Below are 24224 nucleotides of genomic sequence, written 5' to 3'. Positions count from 1 at the left end.
CCCAGGCCCCGTTCGCACTGAGCGAAGTCGAAGTGCACGCCCCACATAGGGGCAAAGGCTTTCCCCTGGCCTTCGACTTCGCTCAGGCTGAACGGAGGTGGCGGATCAGCTCACAACCCCAGCCGCGCGATCAGCAGGTCGAGCAGCCGCTCGTCGCTGACCGAGCCCACCGGACCCAGGCCGCCGCATTCCAGGCAGCGCGCCTGCACCGACCCGCCGCGCGCCAGCCGCGCGACATCGCCCAGCGCGCGAGCCGCGACCGCGCGACGCTCCGCCGCCGCGATGGCGAACACGTCGCCGCCCTGCTGCGTGTCGTCATCGTCGCTGTCGAACCCTTCGGCCAGCGTCGCGGCGAAGCCCGGCTTCTTCTCCAGATATTCGGCATGGACCTTGGCGGGGTCCAGCTTGGCGCGGCGCGCGGCCTCGGCGATCGCGTCGGACAGGGTGCCGAACCGGTCGACCAGCCCGATCTGCCGCGCGGTGCCGCCGTCCCACACGCGTCCCTGCGCGATGGTGTCGACCTTTTCCACCGACATGTGGCGCGACTCGGCGACGCGGGTCAGGAACTGGCGATAGCCATTCTCGATCCCCGCCTGGAGGATGGTGTCGAGCATCGGGGTGAAGCCGCCCAGCACGTCGGGCTGGCCGGTCAGCGGCGTGGTCTTCACCCCGTCGGTGGTGATGCCGATCTTGGCCAGCGTGTTCTCGAACGAGGGGATCAGCCCGAAGATGCCGATCGACCCGGTGATCGTGCCCGGCTCGGCGAAGATCAGGTCGGCGGGGGTCGAGACCCAATAGCCGCCCGACGCGGCCAGGCCGCCCATCGACACGATGACGGGCAGCTTCTGGCGCTTGGCCTCCAGGATCGCCTGGCGAATCTGCTCGGAGGCCAGCACCGAGCCACCGGGCGAGGCGACGCGGACGACCAGCGCCTTCAGTTTCTTCTTGGCCAGCCCGTCGAGCAGCGCCTTGGCGATCGTATCGCCTGCCGCGGTGCCGGGGCCTGCCTCGCCATCGACGATATTGCCCGCGATGGTCAGCACGCCGATCGCGTCGCCTTGCGTCGGCAGGGGATGGGCACGGACCCAGGAGGCGTAGGAGATGGTCCGGAAGCTGCCTGCGGGCTTGCTCGCATCGGCGCCCGCAATCTCGGCGACGCGCTTGCCGAAGGCCAGCTTGTCACCCAGCCTGTCGACCAGACCGGCCTTCAGGTTCGCATCGGCGATGCTGCCGTTCGCGGCCAGCACCGCACGGTCGGGCTGGGCCAGGAAGCTGTCGATCTGCGCCTTGGGCCGCGCCTTGGCGACGCCCTCGCGCCACTGGGCGAACAGCGTGCCGTACAGCGCCTGCGACGCCGCGCGCGCCTCGGGGCTCTGGTCGGCGCGGATATAGGGTTCGACGAAGGACTTGAACTTGCCGACGCGGTAGACATGCGCGTTGACGCCCAGCTTGTCGATCAGGCCCTTGTAATAGAGCTGGTTGCCGCCCGGCCCCGCGAACAGCGTGCCGCCCAGCGGGTTGACCCAGATCTCGCTGGCGTTCGCGGCCAGGCGATAGGCGCCGTCGGTATAGGCGGTGGCATAGGCCAGCACCGGCTTGCCGCCCTTGCGGAATCGCTGGATCGCGTCGCTAACCTCCTGGAGACTGGCCGGGTACGCGCCGCCGAAGCTGTCGAGGTCGAGGACCAGCACCTTGACCCGGCCGTCATCCTTGGCCGTATCGATCGCGCGCACCAGATCGCGCAGGCGATATTCGTGCGGGACGCTGCGCCCCGACAGCATGGCGAGCGGCGCGATCGTCTCGGGCTGCTCGACGATCGGGCCGTCCAGCTTGAGGAGGAGCGCGCCGTCGGTGATCGCCTTGGTCCCCGGCCGTGCGTTGAGCGCGGCGAAGATCAGGCCGAAGAACAGCAGCATCGCCGCCAGGACCAGGAAATCCTTGATCCCGACCAGCAGCCGCCACGCCGCCTTCAGGATGCGCCAGCCGCTGCGCTTGCCCGGCTTGCGTCCCGGTCGGCTGAAATCCTGGTCGAGGGGAGAGGCGGGCGGAAGAGCGTCTGCGCGAGCGTCGGTCATTCCCCATCGCTACCCCAGCCGCGAAGGCGCGGCAATGGTCCGTATTAGCCACCCAATACGGACGCCGCCGCACCGCGATTTTGTTCCCCCTTTCGGGGCGGCCGGTCGAAATTTTTTGATGGGGGTCGTTGACGGCCTGAACCGGCGTTCACATATCCGGTGGCGTTGGCACTCGCATGGCTCGAGTGCCAGAAAAGTGTAACATGCCAGATAAAGGGACATGGCAATGAACTTTCGTCCGTTGCACGACCGCGTTCTCGTCCGTCGCGTCGAGGCCGAGGAAAAGACGGCCGGTGGGATCATCATCCCCGACACCGCCAAGGAAAAGCCCCAGGAGGGCGAGGTTGTCGCCGCCGGTTCGGGCGCGAAGGCCGAAGACGGCAAGCTGACCCCGCTGGACGTGAAGGCGGGCGACCGCATCCTGTTCGGCAAGTGGTCGGGCACCGAGGTCAAGGTGAACGGTGAAGACCTGCTCATCATGAAGGAATCGGACATTCTCGGCATCATCGGCTGAGCCTGATCCTTCTCCCGTTTTTCTGACATTCTATTGAAAGGGTAGCCACCATGGCAGCCAAGGAAGTCAAGTTTTCGCGCGACGCGCGTGAGCGCATTCTGAAGGGCGTCGACATCCTCGCCGATGCCGTCAAGGTCACGCTGGGGCCGAAGGGCCGCAACGTCGTGATCGACAAGTCGTTCGGTGCGCCCCGCATCACCAAGGACGGCGTCTCGGTCGCCAAGGAAATCGAACTCAAGGACAAGTTCGAGAACATGGGCGCCCAGATGGTGCGCGAAGTGGCGTCGAAGACCAACGACATCGCCGGTGACGGCACCACCACCGCGACCGTCCTCGCTCAGGCGATCGTCCGCGAGGGCATGAAGTCGGTTGCGGCCGGCATGAACCCGATGGACCTGAAGCGCGGCATCGACATCGCCGTCGCCAAGGTGACCGAGGACATCAAGTCGCGCTCGAAGCCCGTCTCGGGCAGCCAGGAAGTTGCCCAGGTCGGCATCATCTCGGCGAACGGCGACCGTGAAGTCGGCGAGAAGATCGCCGAGGCCATGGAAAAGGTCGGCAAGGAAGGCGTCATCACCGTCGAGGAGGCCAAGGGCCTCGAATTCGAACTCGACGTCGTCGAGGGCATGCAGTTCGACCGTGGTTACCTGTCGCCCTACTTCATCACCAACCCGGAGAAGATGACGGTCGAACTCAACGACCCGTACATCCTGATCCACGAGAAGAAGCTGTCGAACCTGCAGGCGATGCTCCCGATCCTGGAAGCCGTCGTCCAGTCGGGCCGTCCGCTCCTGATCATCGCCGAGGATATCGAGGGTGAGGCGCTCGCCACGCTCGTCGTCAACAAGCTGCGCGGCGGCCTGAAGGTCGCAGCGGTCAAGGCACCGGGCTTCGGCGATCGTCGCAAGGCGATGCTGGAAGACATCGCGATCCTGACCGCGGGCGAGCTGATCTCGGAAGACCTGGGCATCAAGCTCGAGACCGTCACCGTCGGCATGCTGGGCACCGCCAAGCGCGTCACGATCGACAAGGACAACACCACCATCGTCGATGGTGCGGGTGATGCCGACGCGATCAAGGGCCGCACCGAGGCGATCCGTGCGCAGATCGAGAACACCACCAGCGATTACGACCGCGAGAAGCTCCAGGAGCGTCTGGCCAAGCTCGCTGGCGGCGTGGCCGTCATCAAGGTCGGCGGTGCGACCGAGGTCGAGGTGAAGGAGCGCAAGGACCGCGTCGACGACGCGCTGCACGCGACCCGCGCGGCCGTCGAAGAGGGCATCGTCCCCGGCGGTGGTACGGCGCTGCTGTACGCGACCAAGGCGCTGGACGGCGTCAAGGGCGTCAACGACGACCAGACCCGCGGTATCGACATCGTTCGCAAGTCGCTGACCGCGCTGGTTCGCCAGATCGCTCAGAACGCGGGTCATGACGGTGCGGTCGTGTCGGGCAAGCTGCTCGACCAGAACGACACCTCGTTCGGCTTCAACGCGTCGACCGACACGTACGAGAACCTGGTCGCCGCCGGCGTCATCGACCCGACCAAGGTCGTGCGCACCGCGCTCCAGAACGCGGCGTCGGTCGCGGGCCTGCTCATCACCACGGAAGCCACCGTGGCCGAGCTGCCCGAAGACAAGCCCGCCATGCCCGCCGGTGGCGGCATGGGCGGCATGGGCGGCATGGACTTCTAAGTCGGATGTCGGCGACCGGCGGGGCTTGCGCCTCGCCGGGAACCGGACCGGCCTGTCCTTGCGGCACAGCCAACAGAAAGGGCCCGGGGAGCGATTCCCGGGCCCTTTTTTGTGTCTGCTTCATGGTCCTGAGCTCCGTTCAGCCTGCGCGCAGTTGAAGGCCGGGAATCCCCTCGCGGAGATGGCGGTACGTGCACTTCGACTTCGCTCAGTGCGAACGGGCGTGGGGGAGCGTCGGCGCCATCCCACAATCTGCCCTCCGTTCAGCCTGAGCGCAGTCGAAGGCCACGGGATCCCCTCGCGGAGATGGCGGGGCGTGCACTTCGACTTCGCTCAGTGCGAACGGGGGGAGCGTCGGCACCATCCTACATCCTTCCCTCCGTTCAGCCTGAGCGCAGTCGAAGGCCACGGGAATGCCTTCGCGAAGATGGCGGGGCGTGCACCTCGACTTCGCTCAGTGCGAACGGGGGTGGGGAGTGTCGGCGCGATCCCACATCCTTCCCTCCGTTCAGCCTGAGCGTAGTCGAAGGCCATGAGAATCCGTTCGCGGAGATGGCAGGGCATGCACTTCGACTTCGCTCAGTGCGAACGGGGGTAGGGGAGAGCCTTGAAAGGCCCCGTTCCCCGGCGAAGGCCGGGGCCCAGTTACGATGCGATCGAGATGGCTCCCGGCGTCGCGTGGGAGGCTCAAGCCGGCGCGTCGCAAACGCCTCCCATGAAGCCGTCCGCGCGCCAGCGACTACGGGGCGACTGGGCCCCGGCCTTCGCCGGGGAGCAGGAGGCGTGGACACGAAAAAGGGCGGCCGAGCCTTCGCCCGACCGCCCTTCACGAACCGCGAATGCCGCGCTTACGCGCCCGCGTTCTTCAGCGCCGCCTGGACGTCCTTCCAGGTGATCGCGCCCTGAAGCGGCTTGCCGTTCAGGATGAAGGTCGGGGTGCCCGTCACCGTGCCGTCGGCCCCGCGATCCTGGGTCTGCTTGGTCAGGCGGTCGATCTCCAGCATGTTGCTGAGGCAGGCGCGCGCCTTGGCTTCGGGGATGCCGCGCTGCTTGACGAAGTTGATCAGGTCCATCTGGTCGGCCAGCGCCTTGATCACGTCGACCGGCTTGGCGTTCTGCAACGCCTTTTGCTGCTCGGGGCTCATCGCCTGGAGCTTGTCGTTGAAGCCCTGCTGCGACTGGTACATCTGTTCCAGGATCGGGAAGAAGGTCGCCTCGCCCGCGCAGATGCCGAGCAGCGCGGGCGGCAGGTCGGGCGCGCCGTGGATCAGGAATTCGCGGAATTCCCAGCTGACCTTGCCCGACTTGACGTAATCATTCGTCAGCGGCTCATAGCCTTCCCGCGCGAAGGCGCCGCAGGCGGGGCACAGGCGCGAGCCATATTCGACCAGCTTGATCGGGGCATTGGGGTTGCCCATCACGAAGCCTTCGCCGGTCTTGCTGACGACCTGGGTCCAGTCCTTGCCCGCAGGCGCGGGGACCGCCGCGACCGGCGAGGCGGCGGGGGCGCTGCTGTTGGCGTCGCCGCCGCCACCGCAGGCGGCCAGCGCGAGAGGCAGGGCGAGAAGGAGGAGACGAGACTTCATCGACAAATGCTCCGAGAGAAAAGGGGGATCAGCGGGCGCCGGCCGCGCGCAACAGCGGCAACAGGCGTTCCCAGGTGAAGACACCCGTCGCCTGGCGACCGTTGATGAAGAAGCCGGGCGTGCCCTCCAGGGTCTTGGGGGCAGAGCTGGTCATCGCGACGATCCGGTCGGTGGCGGCGCGATCCGACAGGCAGGCGGTGATCTGCGCATCGGTCAGCCCGGCGCTCCGGCCGATTCCGGTCAGCCCCGCGCCATCGGCGATCGCGCGCATCTGCGCCGCCGCCGGATACATGCCGATCCGCTGGCCATTGGCCTGTTCGAACTCCATGCCGCGCGCCAGCCACGTCTTCTGCTGCGCGAACAGCGTGTCGGTCAGCCCGGCGAATTTCGCCGCGCCGCCGCACCGCGCGATCAGCGCGGCCGCCAGGTCGATCCGGTTGAAGATGTAATGGCGCAGCTCGATGCTGGTCGAGCCCGACCTGACCATCTGCCCCTTCAGCACCGCGCCCGAGCTGTTGATGAAGGCGGCGCAATGCGGGCAGGTATAGCTGACATATTCGACCAGCTTCACCCGCGCCGCCGGATTGCCGATGACATAGGCGCCCGTCGGCGTCTGGGTGATATGGGTCGTCCAGTCGGTCTTGCGCTGCGCCTGGGCCGCCTCGACGGCGCTGGTGGCGGGAAGCGAAAGGCCGAGCGCGGCCAGCGACAGGAAAAGGCGCATCACGATACCTTGGGAATGCCGCGCGTCGCCGCGACGCCCGCGGCCAGCGATTCGAGCACCGCGCGAAGCTCCGGGTCGGCGATCTGGCGCAGGCCGTCGCCCATCTCCGGCGGCACCGGCTGGGGCTTGGGGCGGGCGGGGCGGCGGGGCGCGCCCATCGGCAGCTCGCCCTGCCGGATCTGCAACCGCGCGACCGCCGGATAGCCGAAGAAGCGGTTCACCCGCTCGATGATCTCGGGTGCGATATGCTGCATCATCGGGGCATGGGCCCCGCGCACGACCAGGGTCAGCACGCCATTCTGCTTCTCGCCCTGCGGAAAGCGGATCGATTCGGGGGCGCTGGCGGTCGACAGGCGCGGGCCGACGATATCGGGCCAGCGGCTGACGATCGCGCTCTGCACGAAGCCGAAACGACGAAAGGCCGCGCCGCCGATGGCGGGCAGCAGTTCGGACACCGCGCGGGGGCGGTTGGAACGGGGGGGCGGCTCCTGGGGGGCGCGGACGCGCTTGCTCATGTCGCGCTCCATGCCATAGCGGGCCGGTGGACGCCAAGCCTTCATCATCGCCCGACAATCCCGCCGCCCGGCTGCTCGCCTGGTACGACCGTCATGCCCGCGACCTGCCCTGGCGCAGCAAGCCGGGGGAGACGCCCGATCCGTACCGGGTCTGGCTGTCGGAGGTGATGCTGCAACAGACGACGGTGGCGGCGGTCGCGCCGCGCTTCACCGCCTGGGTCGAACGCTGGCCCGACGTCGCCAGCCTGGCCGCCGCGCCCGACGAGGACATCATGGCCGCCTGGGCGGGGCTGGGCTATTATGCCCGTGCGCGCAATCTGGTGAAGGCCGCGCGGGCGGTCGTGGCGGAGCATGGCGGGCGTTTCCCGGCGACGGAGGCGGCGCTTCGCGACCTGCCGGGACTCGGGGCCTATACGGCGGCGGCGGTGGCGGCGATCGCGTTCGGCGAGCGCGCGGTGGTGGTCGATGCCAATGTCGAGCGCGTCGTCGCCCGGCTGTTCGCGATCGACACGCCGCTGCCCGCCGCGCGGCCCGCGATCCGCGCCGCGACCGACCGAATCACACCCGACGCCCGCGCGGGCGACTTCGCGCAGGCGATGATGGACCTTGGCTCCGCGATCTGCACGGTGAAGAAGCCGCAATGCCTGCTCTGCCCCCTGGCGGTCGATTGCGATGCCCGCGCGCAAGGGATTGCTGAGACGCTTCCCGCCAAGGCGCCCAAGAAAAAACGTCCCTATCGTCACGGCACCGTCTTCTGGATCGAGCAGGAAGGGCGGGTCTGGCTGGTCCGCCGCCCGGACAAGGGGATGCTGGGCGGCATGCGAGCGCTGCCGACCGGGCCATGGAGCGACGAACGGCCGGGTCTGGCCGAGGCACCGGGCAAGGGGCCTTGGACGATGTTGAACGAGACGGTCGTGCATGGCTTCACCCATTTCGAGCTGGAACTCGCGCTCGCCCGGAGCGAAGGGCGGCCCGAGGACGCGGCGGCGGGGGAATGGTGGCCGGTCGCCGATCTGGGAACCGCCGGGCTCCCCACGCTGTTCGCGCGGGCGGCCGATCTGTTGAAAAGGACCTGATGCCGATGATGCGCCGAATGATGATGACGGGCGGGGTGGCGATGACCCTGCTGGCGACCGCCGCCCCGGCCCAGCTCGCGGCACCGCCCCGCGCGTCGATGGCGGCGGCGACCCGGCTGCCCGCGACCCAGGCCCTGTTCGACAGCTATGTCCGCACCGGCAAGATGCCCGGCATCGTCGCCGCGCTGGGGATGCAGGGACAGCCGACCGTCTTCGTCTCGGCAGGGCGGACCGGCCTGGAGCCGAACGCGCCCGCCGCCGGGCCGGACACGCTGTGGCGGGTCTATTCGATGACCAAGCCGATCACCGCGATGGCCGCGATGATGCTGATCGAGGAGGGGCGGCTGAAGCTCGACCAGCCGCTGTCCGACATCTATCCGGCCTATGCGCGGATGCGGGTGCTGACCGATCCGGAGCATTCGCTGGAAACCCGGCCTGCGACCCGGCCGATCACCATCCGCGAGCTGATGACCCATACGGCGGGGCTGGGATACAGCATCGTCACGAAGGGGCCGCTGCTTCAGGAATATGAGCGGCTCGGCATCGTGCCCTTCGCGGCCAATGCGCAGGTCGAGGCCAAGGTGCGGCCGACCCGCCCCGCCAGCCTCCAGCAATTCGCCGAGCGCGTCGCGACCCTGCCGCTGATCGCCGAGCCGGGGACCAAATGGAGCTATTCGATCGGCCTCGACGTGTTGGCGGCCGTGGTCGAGAAGGTGTCGGGCATGCCGTTCGAGCGGTTCGTCCAGACGCGGCTGTTCGCCCCGCTCAGGATGACGTCCAGCTATTGGCAGGTCCCGGCCTCGGCGGCGAACCGGCTGGCGACCAATTACACCTTCATCGGCGACCAGCTGGTGCCGCTTGATCCGGCGGCGGGCTCGGTCTTTCGCCAGCCGCCCAGCTTTCCCTATGGCGGGGCGGGGCTGGTCATGTCGGCGCGCGACTATGACCGGTTCCTCCAGATGCTCCAGAATGGCGGGGAGGTGGACGGCGTCCGCGTGATGAAGGCCGAGACGGTCAAGCTGGCCATGTCGAACCTGCTGCCGCCGGGCGTCACCTATGGCTCGGTTTCGGGCACGACCGGGGGCAGCGCGGGCGAGGTGCCGACCGGCTTCGGCGCGGGCGGGTCGGTGACGCTGGCCGATACGCCGGGCGGTCCGGGCAAGGGCACCTATGGCTGGGGCGGCGCGGCGGGCACCATCGCCTTTGTCGACCCCAGCCGCCACATGCGCGGGACCGTCATGGTCAATTACTTCCCGGCGGACCGCTATCCGTTGCGGCGCGATCTGGCGGCGGCATTGTACCAGGATCTGGGGGCGCCGCGTCGATGAACGGACTGGGCTTTACCGGCGGGCGACTCGACCGCGCCGATCCGCTGCGTCATGACGAACCGGGTTTCGCGGCGGCGCTGGCCGATCCGGCGGCACGGCTGCTGATCCTGAACGAATATCAGCCGGTCATGGCCGAGGGACGCCTGGGCTGGACCGCCATCGCCCCCGACGCCCGGCCGGAGGATCATGTCCTGCTGGGCATCGAGGACGGCGTGCCGCATTTCGCTCGGCTGGTGGCGGAACCGGCCGCGGGGCGCTCGGTCGAGATGATCGCGGCGCTCCACGCACTGGCGGCGGGCGAGGCGGCGACCTATGCGGCGGCGCGCTCGGTGCTCGACTGGCATGCCCGGCACGGCTTTTGCGCGCGCTGCGGCGCGGCGACCGCGCCGTTCCGCGCGGGCTGGGGACGGCGCTGCCCGGCGTGCGGCACCGAGCATTTCCCGCGAGTCGATCCGGTGGTCATCATGATCGCCGAGCATGACGGGCGCGCGCTGCTCGGCCGCCAGCCCGCCTTTCCGCCGGGGCGCTATTCGGCGCTGGCGGGGTTTCTGGAACCCGGCGAATCGATCGAGGAAGCGGTCGCGCGCGAGCTGTTCGAGGAAGCGGGCGTGCGGGTGCGCGACGTCCGCTATATCGCCAGCCAGCCCTGGCCCTTCCCTTCGTCGCTGATGATCGCCTGTGTCGCGACGGCGCTGGACGACCGGCTGGCGATCGACACGACCGAGCTGGAGGACGCGATCTGGGTGTCGCGGGACGAGGTGCGCGCCGCGCTGGCAGGGGATGCGTCCAGGTTCGGCGTGCCGCCCACTTATGCCATCGCGCATACGCTGTTGGAGGCGTGGGCCCGATAATCCTCCCCGGTACGGGGAGGATTTCAGCCGCGCTGGCGTGCCTGGGCGTAGGTGCCCAGCACCCGCATCCATTTGCTGTGGAAGCCCAGTTCCTCGATCGCGCGGTCGAAGGCGGGGTCGCCCGGCTTGCCGACCACGTCGCAATAGAATTCGGTCGCCGCGAAGCTGCCGCCGCGCTGATAGCTTTCCAGCTTGGTCATGTTGACGCCGTTGGTCGCAAAGCCGCCCATCGCCTTGTAGAGCGCGGCGGGGATGTTCTTCACCTCGAAGATCAGGCTGGTCATCCACGGACCGTCGCCCACCGGCGGCTGGCCGCCGCGCGCCAGCACCACGAAGCGGGTCATGTTGCGGTCGCCGTCCGAAACATCCTCGGCCAGCAGGTTCAGGCCGTACAGCTCGGCGGCGCGCGGCGGGGCGAGCGCGGCGATGCTGGCGTCGCCCATCTCCGCCACCCGCGCCGCCGCGCCCGCCGTATCGGCATAGGCGATCGGGCGAATCCCATGCGCGCGCAGCCAGTGGCGGCATTGGCCCAGCGCCTGCGGATGGCTCATCGCCTCGACCAGCCCCTCGCGGCCGCCCGTCGCCATCAGGGCGTGGCGGATCGACAGGAAATGCTCCCCGACGATCGCCAGCCCGGATTCGGGCAGCAGGAAATGGATGTCGGCGACGCGCCCGTGCAGCGAATTCTCGATCGGGATGATCGCGCGGTCGGCCTTGCCGCTCTTCACCGCATCCAGCGCGTCGGCAAAGTCGAAACAGGGCAGCGGCAGGCCGTCCGGAAAGGCCTCCACCGCCGCGACATGGCTGTTGGCGCCCGGCGCACCCTGAAAGGCGACCGCGCGCGCGGGTTCGGCCAGCGCGGCCTCGGTCATCGCCGCGACGATCGGGCGGGCGGGGGCGGCATAATTTTCCATGGGCCAGCGGCCTAAAGCGCGGGCGCCATGCGATCAAGGGAAGCAAAACTTGCCGTCCGCGAAAGCCGCACCTAAGGTCTGCGTTCAGGAGAGATATTGGCGGGGCAGCGAAAAGCGATGGACCTAAAGACCAATACGATCGCGGGATGGGTGCTGGGCGCGGCAGGCGTCGCATTGGGCCTTTCGATCGTCGGCGGCATGATCTTCCACGACGAGCGTCCCGAGAAAATGGGCTATGCGATCGAGGGCGTCGAGGCCGAGGGATCGGGCGGGGGCGCCGCCGAGGTGCCGATCGCCTCGCTGTTGCCGACCGCCGATGCGGCCAAGGGCGCCGAAGTCTTCAAGAAATGCGCCGCCTGCCACACGATCAACCAGGGCGGCGCGAACGGGATCGGTCCCAACCTCTATGCCACCATGGGAGAGGCCATCGCGCAGGGCAAGGCGGGCTTCGCCTTCTCCGATGCGCTGAAGGCGGTCGGCGGCACATGGGACTGGGACAAGATGAACGCGTGGCTGACGTCGCCGCGCAAATTCGCGCCCGGCACCAAGATGACCTTTGCCGGGCTGTCCAATCCGCAGGACCGCGCGAACGTGATCCTCTATCTCAACCAGCAGGGATCGAACCTGCCGCTGCCCGCCGCGCCGGCCGCCAAGGAACCGGCGACGGGCGACGCCCCCGCCAACGGCGCCGATGCGGCGGTCAACCGGGTCGAGGAGGATCCGCGCGGCGATACCGGGTCGATCGCCAATACCGGCACGCCCGCACGGGGCGCGCCCTCGGTCGATCCGCAGGCGGCGGTGGAGGGGGCCAAGGCGCCGCGCTGACCGGGAATGCTGCCCGGCCTGAACCTCGATCCGCCGATCCTGCAAGCGCCGATGGCGGGGGTGTCGACGCCCGCCATGGCGGCGGCAGTCGGAGAGGCGGGCGGCCTCGGCGCGGTCGCCCTGGGGGCGAGCGATGCCGCCAGTGCCGCCGCCATGATCGCCGAGACGCGGGGCCGAACGCCGCGCCCCTTCAACGTCAATCTCTTCGTCCATGCGCCGCCTCGCCCCGATCCCGAGCGGGAGGCGGCCTGGCGCGAGGCATTGCGGCCCGTCTTCGCCGAACAGGACGCCGCCCCGCCGCTGGCCTTGCGCACCATCTATGCCAGCTTTGCCGAGGATGACGCGATGCTGGCGCTGCTGGTCGCGACGCGCCCCTCGGTGGTCAGCTTCCATTTCGGCCTGCCCGGTGCCGATCGGATCGCGGCGCTGAAACGCGTGGGATGCCGGCTGCTGGCCAGCGTCACCTCGCTGGCGGAGGCGCGGGCCGCCGAGCATGCGGGCATCGATGCGCTGGTCGCGCAAGGCTATGAAGCGGGCGGGCATCGCGGCGTCTTCGACCCGGATGCGCCCGACGACCGGCTGGGGACGCTGGCGCTGACCCGGATGCTGGTGGTGCGGACGCGCCTGCCGGTCATTGCGGCGGGCGGGATCATGGATGGGGCGGGCGTGTCGGCGGCGCTGGCGCTGGGGGCGGTGGCGGCGCAGCTGGGCACTGCCTTCATCGCCTGTCCGGAAAGCGCGGCGGATGACGCCTATCGCGCGGCGCTGAGCGGACCCGGAGCGGCGCATAGCGTCATGACCCACGCCATATCCGGGCGGCCCGCGCGCTGCCTGCCCAATCGCTTCACCGCGCTGGGCGAGACCTTGTCGGTCGCGCCGCCCGATTATCCGCGGGCCTATGACGCCGGAAAGGCGCTGAACGCCGCCGCCCGCGCGAAGGGCGAGCATGGCTATGGCGCGCAATGGGCCGGGCAGGGGGCTCCGCTGGCCCGCGCCCTGCCGGCGGGCATGCTGGTCCGCACGATCGCTGGCGAGATACGGCGATAGCGTCTATCCGCGCCGACGATTGCAGGCATCGGAAAGGGACAGTTTGTGAGAATCGCGCTTTGGATGGCGGCCCCCGCGCTGGTCGCGGCCGCGCCCCTGCCCGCAGCGGAGAGCCGCTCGCCGATCCTGCTGTCCGAGTTCGTCGATGCCGCCGCCCCCTATCCACAGGCGCATGCCTCCACGATCGTCCAGCTTCCCGACGGCACGCTGGCCGCCGCCTGGTTCGCCGGGTCGGGCGAGAGCCGCCCCGATGTCCGCATCTGGTTCGCGCGCCGGGGGGCAAAGGGCTGGGCCGCGCCAGTGCCCGTCGCCGATGGCGTCAGCGCGGACGGCAAACGCTATCCGACCTGGAACCCGGTGCTGTTCCAGCCGCCGGGCGGCGCGCTCCAGCTCTTCTACAAGGTGGGTCCGAACCCGCGCGAATGGTGGGGCATGGTGATTCGCTCGACCGATGGCGGCCGCACCTGGACCCGTCCCGAGCGGCTGCCCGAGGGCGTGCTGGGGCCGATCAAGAACAAGCCGGTGATCGCCGCCGATGGCAGCTGGATCGCCCCCTCCAGCCGCGAGGAGGGCAATGCCGAGGCCAATATCTGGTCGCTGCGGATCGAGCGCAGCACCGACCAGGGCAAGAGCTGGATGGTGGGCCCGCGCATCGCCAGCCCCATGCATATCGAGGCGATCCAGCCCAGCATCCTCTTCCACCCGGACGGTCGCCTGGAGCTGATCGCGCGGACGCGGCAGGGCGCGCTGGCGCAGAGCTGGTCGCGCGACAATGGCGTCACCTGGTCGCCGATCGCGGCCATCGACCTGCCCAATCCCAATGCGGGCACCGATGCGGTGACGCTGGCCGACGGGCGGCAGCTGATCGTCTATAACCACAGCGCACACGCCCCCGATACGCCGGGCGACGGGCCGCGCTGGCCGATCAATATCGGGCTGTCCGATGACGGGGTGCGCTGGCACAATGCGCTGACGCTGGAGAGCAAGCCGATGCCCGACGGCTATGCCTATCCGGCGGTGATCCAGACGCGCGACGGGCTGGTTCATGTGACCTATACCTGGAACCGGCAGCATATCCGGCATGTCGTGATCGATCCCAGGCGGCTCAAATAAGGGAGGAGGCCCGAGCGGGGCCCCGAACGGAGCGAAGTCGAAGGCCACGGAAATCGCCCGCGAAATCAACAAGGGGGTGCCACCCGCGCCGCACCCCGCTACACCGTCGCGATGACCACAAAGCCCCCCATCGGTCGCGATACGCGGCTGTGCATGTCGCTGTCGGCGCGGCCCGGCAATTTCGGATCGCGCTTCCACAACCGGCTCTATGAGCTGACCGGGCTCGACTATGTCTACAAGTCGTTCAGCACCACCGATCTGGCGGCGGCGGTCGGGGGGATTCGCGCGCTGGACATTCGGGGCTGTGCGATCTCGATGCCGTTCAAGGAAGCGGTGATCCCGATGCTCGACGGGCTCGCCGGGTCGGCGGCGGCGATCGACAGCGTCAACACGATCGTCAACGATGGCGGGCGGCTGACCGGATATAATACCGACTATGCCGCCGTCGTCGAACTGGTCGCCGATATCGATCGTGCGACGCCATTCGTGCTGCGCGGATCGGGCGGCATGGCCAAGGCGGTGGCGGCCGCGCTGCGCGATTCGGGTTTCACGCACGGCACCATCGTCGCGCGCAACGAAGCCGCGGGGCGGGGGCTGGCCGAGCTTTACGGTTTTGGCTGGGCGCGCGAATTGGGCGAGGGCGCGCCGCTGCTCATCAACGTCACGCCGATCGGCATGACCGGCGGCAATGAAGATGACCTTGCCTTTCCCGAGGCGATGATCGCCGATGCGGACATCGCCTTCGACGTGGTGCAATATCCGCCCGAGACGCGGTTCCTGAAGAGCGCCGGGGCGCTGGGCAAGCGAATCGTCACCGGCACCGAGGTGGCGACCATCCAGGCGCTGGAACAATTCGTCCTCTATACTGGCCTGCGTCCCACCCCCGACCAGGTGGCCGAAGCGGCCGCCTATGCCCGCAGCCTGGGCTAGGGCCGATCGACATTTAGCCATGCTTTATCCTTCCCTCGCCCCTCGCAGAGGGGAGAGGGTTGCGCAGACTTGGCCTTTGCGAGAGCAAAGGCTTAGTCGGAGCTGGGTGAGGGGTGAGCGCTCGCTTCGCGAGCGCGCGAGCCTATGGGCTCGCTCAACCCCTCACCCAAGCTGCGCTAGCCAGCAAGCTGGCAAGCTTCGCTAACTCTCTCCCCTTTCCAGGGGAGAGGGGAAGAAGACGCAATCGTGAATGTAGATCCGCCCTAGATTTCGCCCATCGCCATCAGCACCGCCCATTCGGCTTCGCCTACCGGCGAGACGGAGAGGCGGGACTGGTGCAGTATCGGCAGGTCGGCCAGCCTGGCCTCCGCCTTCATCGCCGCCAGCGTGACGTGGCGGGGAAGCGGCCGGTCGGGCGCGACCTGGACCGAGACCCAGCGCCCATCCTCGCCATCGGGGCGCGCGGCGCGGGTGACGGCGACGATCCCGACCGCCGCCTTGTCCTTGCCGCTGTGATAGAAGATCGCCGAGTCGCCCACCGCCATGGCGCGCAGATGCCCGGCGGCGGCGGCGTTGCGCACGCCGTCCCATTCGGTTGCGCCGTCGCGGACCAGATCGTCCCAGCCATAGCTGTCCGCCTCCGATTTCAGCAGCCAATGGGCCATGGTCGTATCGCGCTCCTGAACCGCGACTAAACGCCGCATTCCATGTCCATTCAGCCCGATGATGGCAGGGAACGCAACACCGACGCCAGCGGCGCGTTTTGCCATCAGCGGACCGGGCGTATCAGTATCGGAGGTTCGGTATGAACGGAGTTTTGAAGAAAGTGGGGTTGGGCGTCGCCTTGGCCGCGACCGCGCTGACCGCAGCGGCACCCGCCGAGGCGCAGCGTTGGGGTCGTGGCTGGGGTGGCGGCTATTACCACCGGGATCGCGGCGGCGATGCGGTGGCGGGCGCGTTGCTCGGCGGCATCCTCGGCCTGGGCGTCGGGGCTGCGATCGCCAGCAGCAACCGGCCGCGCTATGTCGATCGCGGTTATTATTACGATCGCGGCTATGATCCCTATTATGCGCCGCCGCCCCCGGCGGTGGTCTATGAATATCAGGATTATCGGCCGCGTTGCTGGAACGACTGGCGCTGGGACCCCTATTGGGGCCGCAACGTCCAGGTGCGGGTCTGCAACTAAGTCCAAGGGCGGCGTCGGATCATTCCGGCGCCGCTTTCTCTTGGCAGCGAGCCCGTCTCGGCGTTAAGGCGCGGACATGACCGATACCGTTCCCGATCGCCTGTCCACCAACCCGGACAGCCCCTATTTCGACCAGGACCTGCTGCAGCGGGGCGTTGGCATCCGCTTCAAGGGCGCCGAACGCCGCGACGTCGAGGAATATTGCATTTCCGAAGGCTGGATCCGCGTCGCGTTGGGCAAGAAGGTCGACCGCCATGGCCGCCCGCTGACCCTGAAGCTGACCGGCGAGGTCGAGGCGTGGATCGAGAACCCGGCCGCTGGCGAAGACGCCGCCGAAGGTTCGGACGAGGCCTGATTTCCGGCCGTACCCCGGCGAAGGCCGGGGGCCGGTTGCTGGGTGCCTTCGAGGGTGGGGTGTAGTTGCCTCCCACTCATCGGGTAGCGCGCCATCTATTTCGCTGTAACTGGGCCCCGGCCTTCGCCGGGGAACGGGCCTGCGTTATGGACCATCTGCCCCCAACCACCCGTTCAGGCTGAGCGAAGTCGAAGCCCAAGGGAATCCCCCGCCGCATTTCAACGTCACGCAACGCGAACGGAGGGCCGGGCTCAAGCCGCCTCCATCGCCTCGCCCGCCTCCATCCAGCGCGTCTCGGCATCGGCGAGTTTCTCGACCACCTCGGCGCGGCGCTTGTTCAGTTCACCCATCGACAGCCTGGCATGGCGCGGTTCGGCCGAGGCCGGGTCGTTCATCGCCTTGTCCAGCGCATCGCGCTCGCGGGTCAGCTTGGCCATCTCGTCCTCGATGCCCCGCAGCGTCTTTTTCATCGCGTTGAAGCGTTCGCGCTGCTCGGCCGAGGCCTTCTTGCTGGCCGCGCGGTCCGCCTTGGACGCGGCATCGCCCTGGCCCGCATCGCCCTTCAGCACGAAGGCGATATAGTCGTCCAGCGACCCGTCGAACTCCTTCGCGGTGCCGTTGTCGACGAGCACCAGCCGGTCGGCGGTCATCTCCAGCATGTGGCGGTCATGGCTGACCAGCACGACGGTGCCCTTGTACATGTTGAGCGCCTGGACTAGCGCCTCGCGCGCATCGACGTCGAGGTGGTTGGTCGGTTCGTCGAGGATCAGCATATGCGGCGCGTCGCGGGTGATGAGCGCCAGCGCCAGCCGGGCGCGCTCGCCGCCCGACAGCTTGCCGACCTTGGTCGTCGCCTTGTCGCCCGAAAAGCCGAACCGGCCCAGCTGCGCGCGCACCGCCGCCGGGGTCGCGCCGCGCATGATCCGGGTCATGTGCTCCAGCGCGGTATCATCGGTGTCGAGCTCCTCGACCTGATACTGGGTGAAATAGCCGACGCGCATCTTGCCGGACGAATTCATGTCGCCTTCCATCGGCGTCAGCTGCGCGGCGAGCAGGCGGGCCAGCGTCGTCTTGCCGTTGCCGTTGCGGCCCAGGAGCGCGATCCGGTCGTCCGGGTCGATACGCAGGTTCAGCCGCTTCAGGATCGGCGTTTCCGCATAGCCGACACTGGCGAGGTCCAGCGTGATGAGCGGCGGGCGCAGCTGGTCGGGATCGGGGAAGTCGAAGGACAGCGAGGGATCGTTCGCCATCTCGGCGATCGGCTGCATCTTGGACAGCATCTTGGCGCGGCTCTGCGCCTGTTTGGCGGTCGAGGCGCGGGCCGAGTTGCGCGCGATATAGTCCTGCAGCTTGGCGCGCTGCGCCTCCTGATTCGCCTTGGCGGCGGCGAGCTGCGCCATCCGCTCGGCGCGCTGGCGCTCGAACGAATCGTAACCGCCGGGGTAGAGCGTCACCTTGCCGCCCTGCAGGTGCAGGATATGGTCGACGACATTGTTCAGGAAGTCGCGCTCATGGCTGACCAGCAGGATCGTCGCGCGATAGGATTTGAGGAAATCCTCCAGCCACATCACCGCTTCGAGATCGAGGTGGTTCGACGGTTCGTCGAGCAGCAGCACATCGGGGGCCGAGAAGAGCAGGGCGGCAAGCGCCACGCGCATCTTCCACCCGCCCGAATAGCTGGACAGCGGGCGCGCCTGCATCGCCTCGTCGAAACCCAGGCCCTGAAGGATGCTGGAGGCGCGCGCGGGCGCGGTATAGGCGTCGATCGCGATCAGCCGTTCGTAGATGTCGCCCAGCTTTTCGGGATCGCTCTCGGTCTCGCTGCGCTCCATCAGCTCGGCGCGTTCGACATCGGCGGCCAGCACCGTCTCGAACGGCGTGGCGGTGCCGTCGGGCGCTTCCTGCGCGATATAGCCGAGCCGCGCGCCCTTGGGCATTTCGCACGCGCCGTCATCGGCCTCCAACTGGCCCGCGATCACGCGGACGAGCGTCGACTTGCCGGCGCCATTGCGGCCGATCAGGCCGACCCGGCTGCCGGGGGGGAGCGCGGCGGATGCACCGTCGAGGATCGTGCGGCCGCCCAGGCGCACGGTGATGCCATTCAGATTGAGCATGGCGCGCGCCTAGCAAATTCCGGCGCGAAAGGGGAGGGGGACCATGCGAAACATGGTGGAGGGGTGTCCCGGCTGGCGAGGTCGGCTCTGCCTTACCGCCGGGGAAACCCCTCCGTCAGGCCTTTGGCCTGCGACCTCCCCGTGTCGGGGAGGTGTAAGGTTCAGCGCGCGGCGAGGTTGGTCGCGCCGGCGGGCGGCCAGTTCTGCGGCCCGCACTTCTTGACGACCCATTCGGCCCGCTTGTTCCAGCACAGCGCGTCGAGGCGCGGCATGGTCACGGCGACATGCTCGCGGCCGATATAACGCGGGAAGCGCTGCTCGCCATAAGGGACCAGGCTGTTGCGCAGTTCCTGCATCCGATCGACCGCCAGCTCGCCCAGATGGCCGCGCGGGGTGAAGACCGCCTGATGCAGGATCGAGCTGGCCGTCTGGCAGAAGCCCAGCTGGCCCGACACCGAGGAGAAGCTGGCATAGGTGCGCGTGCCGAACTGGTCGAGCGCGTTCTGGCCTTCCTTCACGGTCTTGTTCTTGCGCTTGAAATAGGCGCCGAGCGTGTCGAACGCGCCCTTCAGCTCGCCCTCATGATCCTTCAGGATCGCATTGTAATTGGCGACCGTGGCCAGCGTCGGCTCGAACTGGCATTGCAGTGCGGCGACGTTGAGCGCGGCGCGCATGTTCCAGAGCAGCCCCGCGCGCAGCTCGGCCGGGGTCGCGCCGGGCAGCGGCTGGCCGATGCCGGGTTCGTCGCCCTGAACGGGCTTTCCCTGGAAATTATAGGGCTGCAGGAAGAATTGTGCCGATGCGGGTGCCGCGGCACCCATCCCCCAAAAAGCCACGCCGGCGACCAGCGCGGTACGCACCACCTTCATTGTGTTCCGATCCTTCCCCCGTAGGGCTTTCGAGCGTCCCGAAACATAACGCTTTTTGGGGGCCGACCCAAATGGAAATCACGGGGTCGCGTCGATTGTCGGATGCGATCGGTCGTTACGGAAAGGCAGCGAAATCGCGGTGTTGGCGGCGCTGGCGACGCCCTCTGGCGCGGGCTGGCTCACCCATGAAAAGGGCCGCCCGGTTGCCCGGACGGCCCCTGTCGTCAGGAATGATCCTGGCGATGATTACATCGCGTTCGACGCGTTGGTCATCGTGTCGTTGGCCATCATCATGTCGTTCGACATGGTGTCGTTGGCCATCACGCCACCGTTCATGGCGCCGTCGACGGCGGTCATGTTGTCGGTGGTGGTGTCCATGCCTTCCGAAGCGTTCATTTCGGTGGTCATGTTCGCGTCGGTGGTGTTCTCGGTCTTCGAGCCGCAAGCCGAAACCGCGAGCGCCGCGCCGGCGATGATCGAGCCCGTCAGGACCTTGGAGATGATTGCACGCATTGGAAGCTCCCTTGATAATAAGGATTTGGAACGGCTTGCTGGCCCTATTACCCAAATCGGGGTGGACATTAATCGGATACCGCCTGGTCCTCAAGCCTCGTTTTGTCGGACCGGATCAAGGGTCTTGAGGAAAGCCGGAAAGCTGAACGCAAGCGCCTCGTCAAAGGTTTCCAATGACTTGGTGCCATTCAACGCAAAAAGACTGGTCACCGGGAACTCCGGCAGGCCGCAGGGGACGATGCCGCCGAAATGGGACAGGTCGGGCGCGATATTGACCGCGAACCCGTGCAGCGTGACCCAGCGGCGCACGCGCACCCCGATCGCGCCGATCTTGGCCTCCGGCCCGCCGTCGCGGGTCCAGATGCCGACGCGCCCGTCCACGCTGAAGGCATTCACCCCCAGCCGGCCGAGCGCGGCGATCAGCCAGTCCTCCAGCGCATGGACGAATTGCCGCACGTCGCGGCCGCGCTTGGTCAGGTCCAGCACCAGATAGCCGGTCCGCTGTCCGGGCCCGTGATAGGTATATTTGCCGCCGCGCCCGGTCTGGTGCACCGGAAAGCGCGGATCGACCAGCTCGGCCGGATCGGCGCTGGTCCCCGCCGTATAGACGGGGGGATGTTCGAGCAGCCAGACGAGCTCGCGCGCCTCGCCCGCCGCCACCGCGGCGGCGCGCGCCTCCATCTCGGCAAGCGACTGGTCATAGGGGGTGAGCCCGGCGCTGATGCGCCATTCGATATCGGAAAAGGCGGGAAGATCGGTCACGATGCGCGCTATCTGCGCCCGGGGCGGCGGCGATGCAAGCGTTCCGCCGGGAAGGGGGGCGGCGGGCCAACGCGACCGATGGCGTCCCGTCCGGCAATCGGTTAGGCAGGAGTCATGTTCATGACGGATGACGCCGGACAGGTCGGCCGCATGACGGGGCAAAGGGAAACAAGATGACCGTCAGGATCGGATCGGTGTGGGACAGCACGCAACAGGTGCTGGCAGGCAGGGCCGGGATGCTGGTCCCCTTCGCCGCGATCGGGTTCGTCGTCCCGGTCCTGGTCCAGCTGCTGCTCGTCCCCGCAGGCAGCGTGCCGCATGGCGGCCTGATGATGGTATCGACGATCCTGGGTGCGCTGCTGGGCATCTGGGCGCAGCTGGCAATCATGGCGCTGGCCACCCATCCCGCGACCACCCAGGCCGATGCGGCGCGTGCCGGCTTGCGGCGATTCCCGGCGGCGCTGGGCGTGGCATTGGTGCTGGGCCTGGCGTTCATGGTCGCGATCCTCATTCCCATGGTCCTGCTGGGGGCCTCGGGCTTCGACTTCGCGCAGGCGGTGGCCGCCAATGGCAATCCCGCGCTGATGCCGCCCATCCCCTCGGGGCTGGGTGCGATTCTGGGGCTCTACATCCTGGCCCTCGCCCTGGTCGCGGTATGGATCGGCGTGCGGTTCATGCCCCTTTATGCGGTGGTACTGAACGAGCGGCGGGGGCTGGGCGCCTATCGCCGGTCGCTGACGTTGACGCGTGGGATGACCTGGCGGCTGATCGGCGTCTCGCTGCTGTTCCTGATCGTCCTGTTCGTCACCACGCTGGCGGTGCAGGGGGTGACCGGCGCCGTCCTGCGGCTGGCGCTCGGGCCCGACCGGCCGGGGATCGTGCTGGGGCTGGTCGGGGTGCTGGGGTCGATCGTCACCGCCGCCTTCATGACGCTGGCCTATGTCTTCGTCGCCCGGCTCTATGTCGCGACGGCGGCCGAGCATCCCGCCGGTCCGGCCACGGAGGACGGCACGCCGTCGCTGTGATGACGTTCGACATGATGGCTGCGCTGCGGGACGCCTGGGGCCTGTTCCGCCGGAATGCCGACCTTACGCTGCGGCTGGCCGCGCCCTTCCTGTTCCTGCCGACGCTCGCGCTCGGCCTGCTGGTGCCTGCGCCGCCCCTGCCCGAAGAGGACGCGGCGGACGGCGCGGCGCGGGCGATGGCCTGGGTCGATTCGGTGGGCAACTGGGCGGGGCAATATGGCGGCTGGTATTTCGCCACCTATGCGATCGGGCTGATCGGCACCGCGGCGCTGCTGGCACTGCATCTGGGCGGCGGCCGGTTGACGGTGGGACAGGCGCTGAACGTCAGCCTGCGGATCGCGCCGCGCTTCCTGCTCGCGATGATCCTGGTGGCGTTGCCGGTGGGGGCGGGAATGCTGCTCTATATCCTGCCGGGGCTGTATGTCGCGGGGCGGTTGTTGCTGGTCGGCCCGATCCTGCTGGCCGAGCGGCGGATGCCCGCGCTGGCGGCGCTGGCCCGCTCGTTCGCGCTGACGCGGGGCGTCGGGCTGCCGATGGCGGCGCTGGCCTCCTGCACCTATCTGGGCGGTATGATCCTGGGCCAGCCCTTCATCCTGCTGATCGACACGGTGCAGGGCAGCGGCGGCAATCCGGTCGCGATCGCCCTGCTCCAGACCGGGGCGGCGGCGGTGGCGCTGGCGTCCGGGGTGGCCCAGGCGCTGATCGCGCTCGCCGCCTATCGCCGACTGGTCAGCCGCTGATCCCCAGGCGCGGGATCTGCGGCGCGGCATCCTCGGGCAACAATCCCAGCGCGCGGGGATCGGGAAAGGTCTCGATCGCGCGCCCGATCGGGGTGAATCCCTGCTTGCGGTAGAAGCTCAGCGCCGAGGGATGGTCGAGCGTGCAGGTATGCACCCAGACCCGCTCCACCCCCGGCGTCCAGGCGCGCAGCATCGCCTGCGCCATCAGCCAGCGGCCATGGCCATGCCCCGCCAGTTCGGGGATCAGCCCGAAATAGCCGATCTCGCACGCGCCCGTCTGGCGATGGTCGAGTTCGAGCAGCCCGACCTCGATCCCCATCCGGTCGATGACCGCGAAGACCGAGACGGCGGGATCGTGGATGATCCCGGTCAGCATCGCGTCGTCCATCACCAGCCGCGAGAACCACAGCCACGGCGCGCCGACCCGCGCGAACAGCGCCCGGTATTTGGCGGGCTCGGGCCGGGCCCAGGCGGTCAGCCGCAGCGGCGAGGCGAGCATCGGGCGCGGGCGTGGGCGCTCGCGCATCTCCAGCGTGGTGACGATGGTGGCGATCTCGCCGGGATCGACGGGGATCAGCGCCATGGATTATTCCCAGGTCGCGAGCGGCGGCAGGCTCATCAGGATCGCCTCGATATTGCCGCCGGTCTTCAGTCCGAACAGCGTGCCGCGATCATGGACCAGGTTGAACTCGGCATAGCGCCCGCGCCACGCCAGCATCGTCGCGCGATCCGCCTCGGTAAAGGGCTGGTCCATCCGCCGCCGGACGATGCGCGGATAGACATCCAGGAACGCCTCGCCGACATCGCGGGTCAGCGCGAAATTGGCGTCGAAATCGCCCTCCAGATGATCGTAGAAGATGCCGCCCACCCCGCGATGCACCTTGCGGTGGGGGATGTAGAAATAATCGTCGGCCCAGGCCTTGAACCGCGGATAATGGCCCGGGTCATGCGCATCGCACGCCGCCTGCATCGCGGCATGGAATTCGGCGGTATCCTCCTCGATGGGCAGCGGCGGATTCAGGTCCGCGCCGCCGCCGAACCAGCGCTTGGTCGTGGTCAGGAAGCGGGTGTTCATATGGACCGCGGGGACATGCGGGTTGGCCATGTGCGCGACCAGGCTGATCCCCGTCGCCACGAAGCGCGGATCCTCGCCCGCGCCGTGGATAGTCTGGGCGAACGGCCCCTCGAACGTGCCGCCGACGGTCGAGACGTTGACGCCGACCTTTTCGAAGACGCGCCCCTTCATCACGCCGCGCACGCCGCCGCCGCCGGGCTCGCCGCTGGGATCGGCACGGTCCCAGGCGGTATAGGTGAAGGCCGCGTCAGACCCCGCCTCGCGCTCGATCGCCTCGAACGCGGCGCAAATCCGGTCGCGCAGCGATTCGAACCAGAGGCGGGCGGCGTCCTGCTCGGCGTCGAGCGCGATGTCGGGGGTGCGGCTGGTCATGGTCCGGAGTCTCTGGGCGGGGGA

25 protein-coding genes are annotated in these 24224 nt (G+C 68.5%); 13 read left to right on the top strand and 12 right to left on the bottom strand.

What is annotated here, in order from left to right; all coding sequences use genetic code 11:
- Positions 1-110: 110 nt before the first annotated feature.
- Positions 111-2075 carry a signal peptide peptidase SppA gene (gene sppA / locus ACFX59_RS02695; RefSeq protein WP_387429409.1) on the bottom strand — a complete coding sequence of 655 codons (1965 nt, stop codon included), beginning with the start codon at positions 2073-2075 and terminating at the stop codon, positions 111-113.
- 226 nt (positions 2076-2301) lie between these two features.
- On the opposite strand from sppA, the gene groES reads away from it, so the two are divergent.
- Together groES and groL are read left to right on the top strand one after the other, a co-directional pair.
- A complete protein-coding gene (gene groES / locus ACFX59_RS02690; protein ID WP_230483787.1) occupies positions 2302-2589 on the top strand; it encodes a co-chaperone GroES in 288 nt (95 codons plus the stop codon).
- Positions 2590-2639: 50 nt separating this feature from the next.
- On the top strand, positions 2640-4280 hold the full coding sequence (gene groL / locus ACFX59_RS02685) for a chaperonin GroEL (protein WP_307100603.1): 1641 nt from the start codon (positions 2640-2642) through the stop codon (positions 4278-4280).
- An 848-nt stretch (positions 4281-5128) separates the two neighbouring features.
- Here the strand turns inward: groL and ACFX59_RS02680 are convergent.
- The 3 genes from ACFX59_RS02680 to ACFX59_RS02670 are packed head-to-tail and all read right to left on the bottom strand — an operon-like array spanning position 5129 to position 7105.
- Positions 5129-5866, bottom strand: a complete 738-nt coding sequence (locus tag ACFX59_RS02680; protein WP_354296486.1) for a thioredoxin domain-containing protein — start codon at positions 5864-5866, stop codon at positions 5129-5131.
- Between the two features lie 28 nt (positions 5867-5894).
- Positions 5895-6590 (bottom strand): thioredoxin domain-containing protein, encoded by a 696-nt coding sequence (locus ACFX59_RS02675; protein ID WP_387429405.1) that lies wholly within the window; start codon positions 6588-6590, stop codon positions 5895-5897.
- Positions 6590-7105 carry a DUF721 domain-containing protein gene (locus ACFX59_RS02670; protein ID WP_307100596.1) on the bottom strand — a complete coding sequence of 172 codons (516 nt, stop codon included), beginning with the start codon at positions 7103-7105 and terminating at the stop codon, positions 6590-6592. The genes ACFX59_RS02675 and ACFX59_RS02670 overlap by 1 nt, the downstream gene beginning before the upstream one ends.
- Positions 7106-7131: 26 nt before the next feature.
- On the opposite strand from ACFX59_RS02670, the gene mutY reads away from it, so the two are divergent.
- The 3 genes from mutY to nudC are packed head-to-tail and all read left to right on the top strand — an operon-like array spanning position 7132 to position 10360.
- Positions 7132-8181, top strand: coding sequence for an A/G-specific adenine glycosylase (mutY, locus tag ACFX59_RS02665; protein WP_387429402.1), 1050 nt, complete (start codon positions 7132-7134; stop codon positions 8179-8181).
- A gap of 8 nt (positions 8182-8189) precedes the next feature.
- Positions 8190-9509: a serine hydrolase domain-containing protein gene (locus ACFX59_RS02660; protein WP_387429625.1), complete on the top strand. Its 1320-nt coding sequence runs from the start codon at positions 8190-8192 to the stop codon at positions 9507-9509.
- On the top strand, positions 9506-10360 hold the full coding sequence (nudC, locus tag ACFX59_RS02655; protein ID WP_387429399.1) for an NAD(+) diphosphatase: 855 nt from the start codon (positions 9506-9508) through the stop codon (positions 10358-10360). The genes ACFX59_RS02660 and nudC overlap by 4 nt, the downstream gene beginning before the upstream one ends.
- Before the next feature lie 23 nt (positions 10361-10383).
- Here nudC and ACFX59_RS02650 read toward each other — a convergent pair whose 3' ends face one another.
- Positions 10384-11274: a prephenate dehydratase gene (locus ACFX59_RS02650; protein WP_309697154.1), complete on the bottom strand. Its 891-nt coding sequence runs from the start codon at positions 11272-11274 to the stop codon at positions 10384-10386.
- A gap of 117 nt (positions 11275-11391) precedes the next feature.
- Here ACFX59_RS02650 and ACFX59_RS02645 point away from each other — a divergent pair, with 117 nt between their 5' ends.
- The 4 genes from ACFX59_RS02645 to ACFX59_RS02630 all read left to right on the top strand — a co-directional run bounded on the left by ACFX59_RS02645 (position 11392) and on the right by ACFX59_RS02630 (position 15189).
- On the top strand, positions 11392-12099 hold the full coding sequence (locus ACFX59_RS02645) for a c-type cytochrome (RefSeq protein WP_387429395.1): 708 nt from the start codon (positions 11392-11394) through the stop codon (positions 12097-12099).
- Positions 12100-12105: 6 nt separating this feature from the next.
- On the top strand, positions 12106-13146 hold the full coding sequence (locus tag ACFX59_RS02640; RefSeq protein ID WP_387429392.1) for an NAD(P)H-dependent flavin oxidoreductase: 1041 nt from the start codon (positions 12106-12108) through the stop codon (positions 13144-13146).
- A 45-nt stretch (positions 13147-13191) separates the two neighbouring features.
- On the top strand, positions 13192-14259 hold the full coding sequence (locus ACFX59_RS02635) for an exo-alpha-sialidase (RefSeq protein ID WP_387429390.1): 1068 nt from the start codon (positions 13192-13194) through the stop codon (positions 14257-14259).
- A 111-nt stretch (positions 14260-14370) separates the two neighbouring features.
- Positions 14371-15189, top strand: coding sequence for a shikimate 5-dehydrogenase (locus ACFX59_RS02630; RefSeq protein ID WP_387429388.1), 819 nt, complete (start codon positions 14371-14373; stop codon positions 15187-15189).
- Between the two features lie 263 nt (positions 15190-15452).
- Here ACFX59_RS02630 and ACFX59_RS02625 read toward each other — a convergent pair whose 3' ends face one another.
- Positions 15453-15854 (bottom strand): EVE domain-containing protein, encoded by a 402-nt coding sequence (locus ACFX59_RS02625; protein WP_387429622.1) that lies wholly within the window; start codon positions 15852-15854, stop codon positions 15453-15455.
- A gap of 140 nt (positions 15855-15994) precedes the next feature.
- Between ACFX59_RS02625 and ACFX59_RS02620 the strand changes: the two genes are divergently transcribed.
- A complete protein-coding gene (locus ACFX59_RS02620; protein WP_387429385.1) occupies positions 15995-16375 on the top strand; it encodes a hypothetical protein in 381 nt (126 codons plus the stop codon).
- Between the two features lie 76 nt (positions 16376-16451).
- Entirely contained in the window at positions 16452-16730 is a 279-nt protein-coding gene (locus tag ACFX59_RS02615) for a DUF3297 family protein (RefSeq protein WP_309697142.1), read from the top strand.
- 251 nt (positions 16731-16981) lie between these two features.
- On the opposite strand, the gene ACFX59_RS02610 is transcribed toward ACFX59_RS02615, so the two are convergent.
- From ACFX59_RS02610 to lipB, 4 genes are all read right to left on the bottom strand, one after another.
- A complete protein-coding gene (locus ACFX59_RS02610) occupies positions 16982-18844 on the bottom strand; it encodes an ABC-F family ATP-binding cassette domain-containing protein (RefSeq protein WP_309697140.1) in 1863 nt (620 codons plus the stop codon).
- Between the two features lie 161 nt (positions 18845-19005).
- Positions 19006-19713 (bottom strand): hypothetical protein, encoded by a 708-nt coding sequence (locus ACFX59_RS02605; RefSeq protein ID WP_307100574.1) that lies wholly within the window; start codon positions 19711-19713, stop codon positions 19006-19008.
- Positions 19714-19959: 246 nt separating this feature from the next.
- Positions 19960-20226: a hypothetical protein gene (locus tag ACFX59_RS02600; protein WP_307100572.1), complete on the bottom strand. Its 267-nt coding sequence runs from the start codon at positions 20224-20226 to the stop codon at positions 19960-19962.
- Positions 20227-20316: 90 nt separating this feature from the next.
- On the bottom strand, positions 20317-20988 hold the full coding sequence (lipB, locus tag ACFX59_RS02595; RefSeq protein ID WP_387429381.1) for a lipoyl(octanoyl) transferase LipB: 672 nt from the start codon (positions 20986-20988) through the stop codon (positions 20317-20319).
- A gap of 173 nt (positions 20989-21161) precedes the next feature.
- On the opposite strand from lipB, the gene ACFX59_RS02590 reads away from it, so the two are divergent.
- A complete protein-coding gene (locus ACFX59_RS02590) occupies positions 21162-22013 on the top strand; it encodes a hypothetical protein (protein ID WP_309701085.1) in 852 nt (283 codons plus the stop codon).
- 11 nt (positions 22014-22024) lie between these two features.
- Positions 22025-22753 carry a hypothetical protein gene (locus ACFX59_RS02585; protein ID WP_309697135.1) on the top strand — a complete coding sequence of 243 codons (729 nt, stop codon included), beginning with the start codon at positions 22025-22027 and terminating at the stop codon, positions 22751-22753.
- On the opposite strand, the gene ACFX59_RS02580 is transcribed toward ACFX59_RS02585, so the two are convergent.
- Positions 22743-23336, bottom strand: coding sequence for a GNAT family N-acetyltransferase (locus tag ACFX59_RS02580; RefSeq protein ID WP_387429377.1), 594 nt, complete (start codon positions 23334-23336; stop codon positions 22743-22745). The two genes, ACFX59_RS02585 and ACFX59_RS02580, sit on opposite strands and share 11 nt — an antisense overlap.
- Positions 23337-23339: 3 nt before the next feature.
- A complete protein-coding gene (hemF, locus tag ACFX59_RS02575; protein ID WP_387429373.1) occupies positions 23340-24200 on the bottom strand; it encodes an oxygen-dependent coproporphyrinogen oxidase in 861 nt (286 codons plus the stop codon).
- Between the last annotated feature and the right edge of the window lie 24 nt (positions 24201-24224).

Origin of the sequence: Sphingomonas sp. NCPPB 2930, assembly GCF_042867205.1 — a bacterium.
In the GTDB taxonomy this organism is placed as follows: domain Bacteria; phylum Pseudomonadota; class Alphaproteobacteria; order Sphingomonadales; family Sphingomonadaceae; genus Sphingomonas.
The sequence above is the reverse complement of the archived record's forward strand: the minus strand, read 5'-3'. Positions and strand labels throughout refer to the sequence as shown.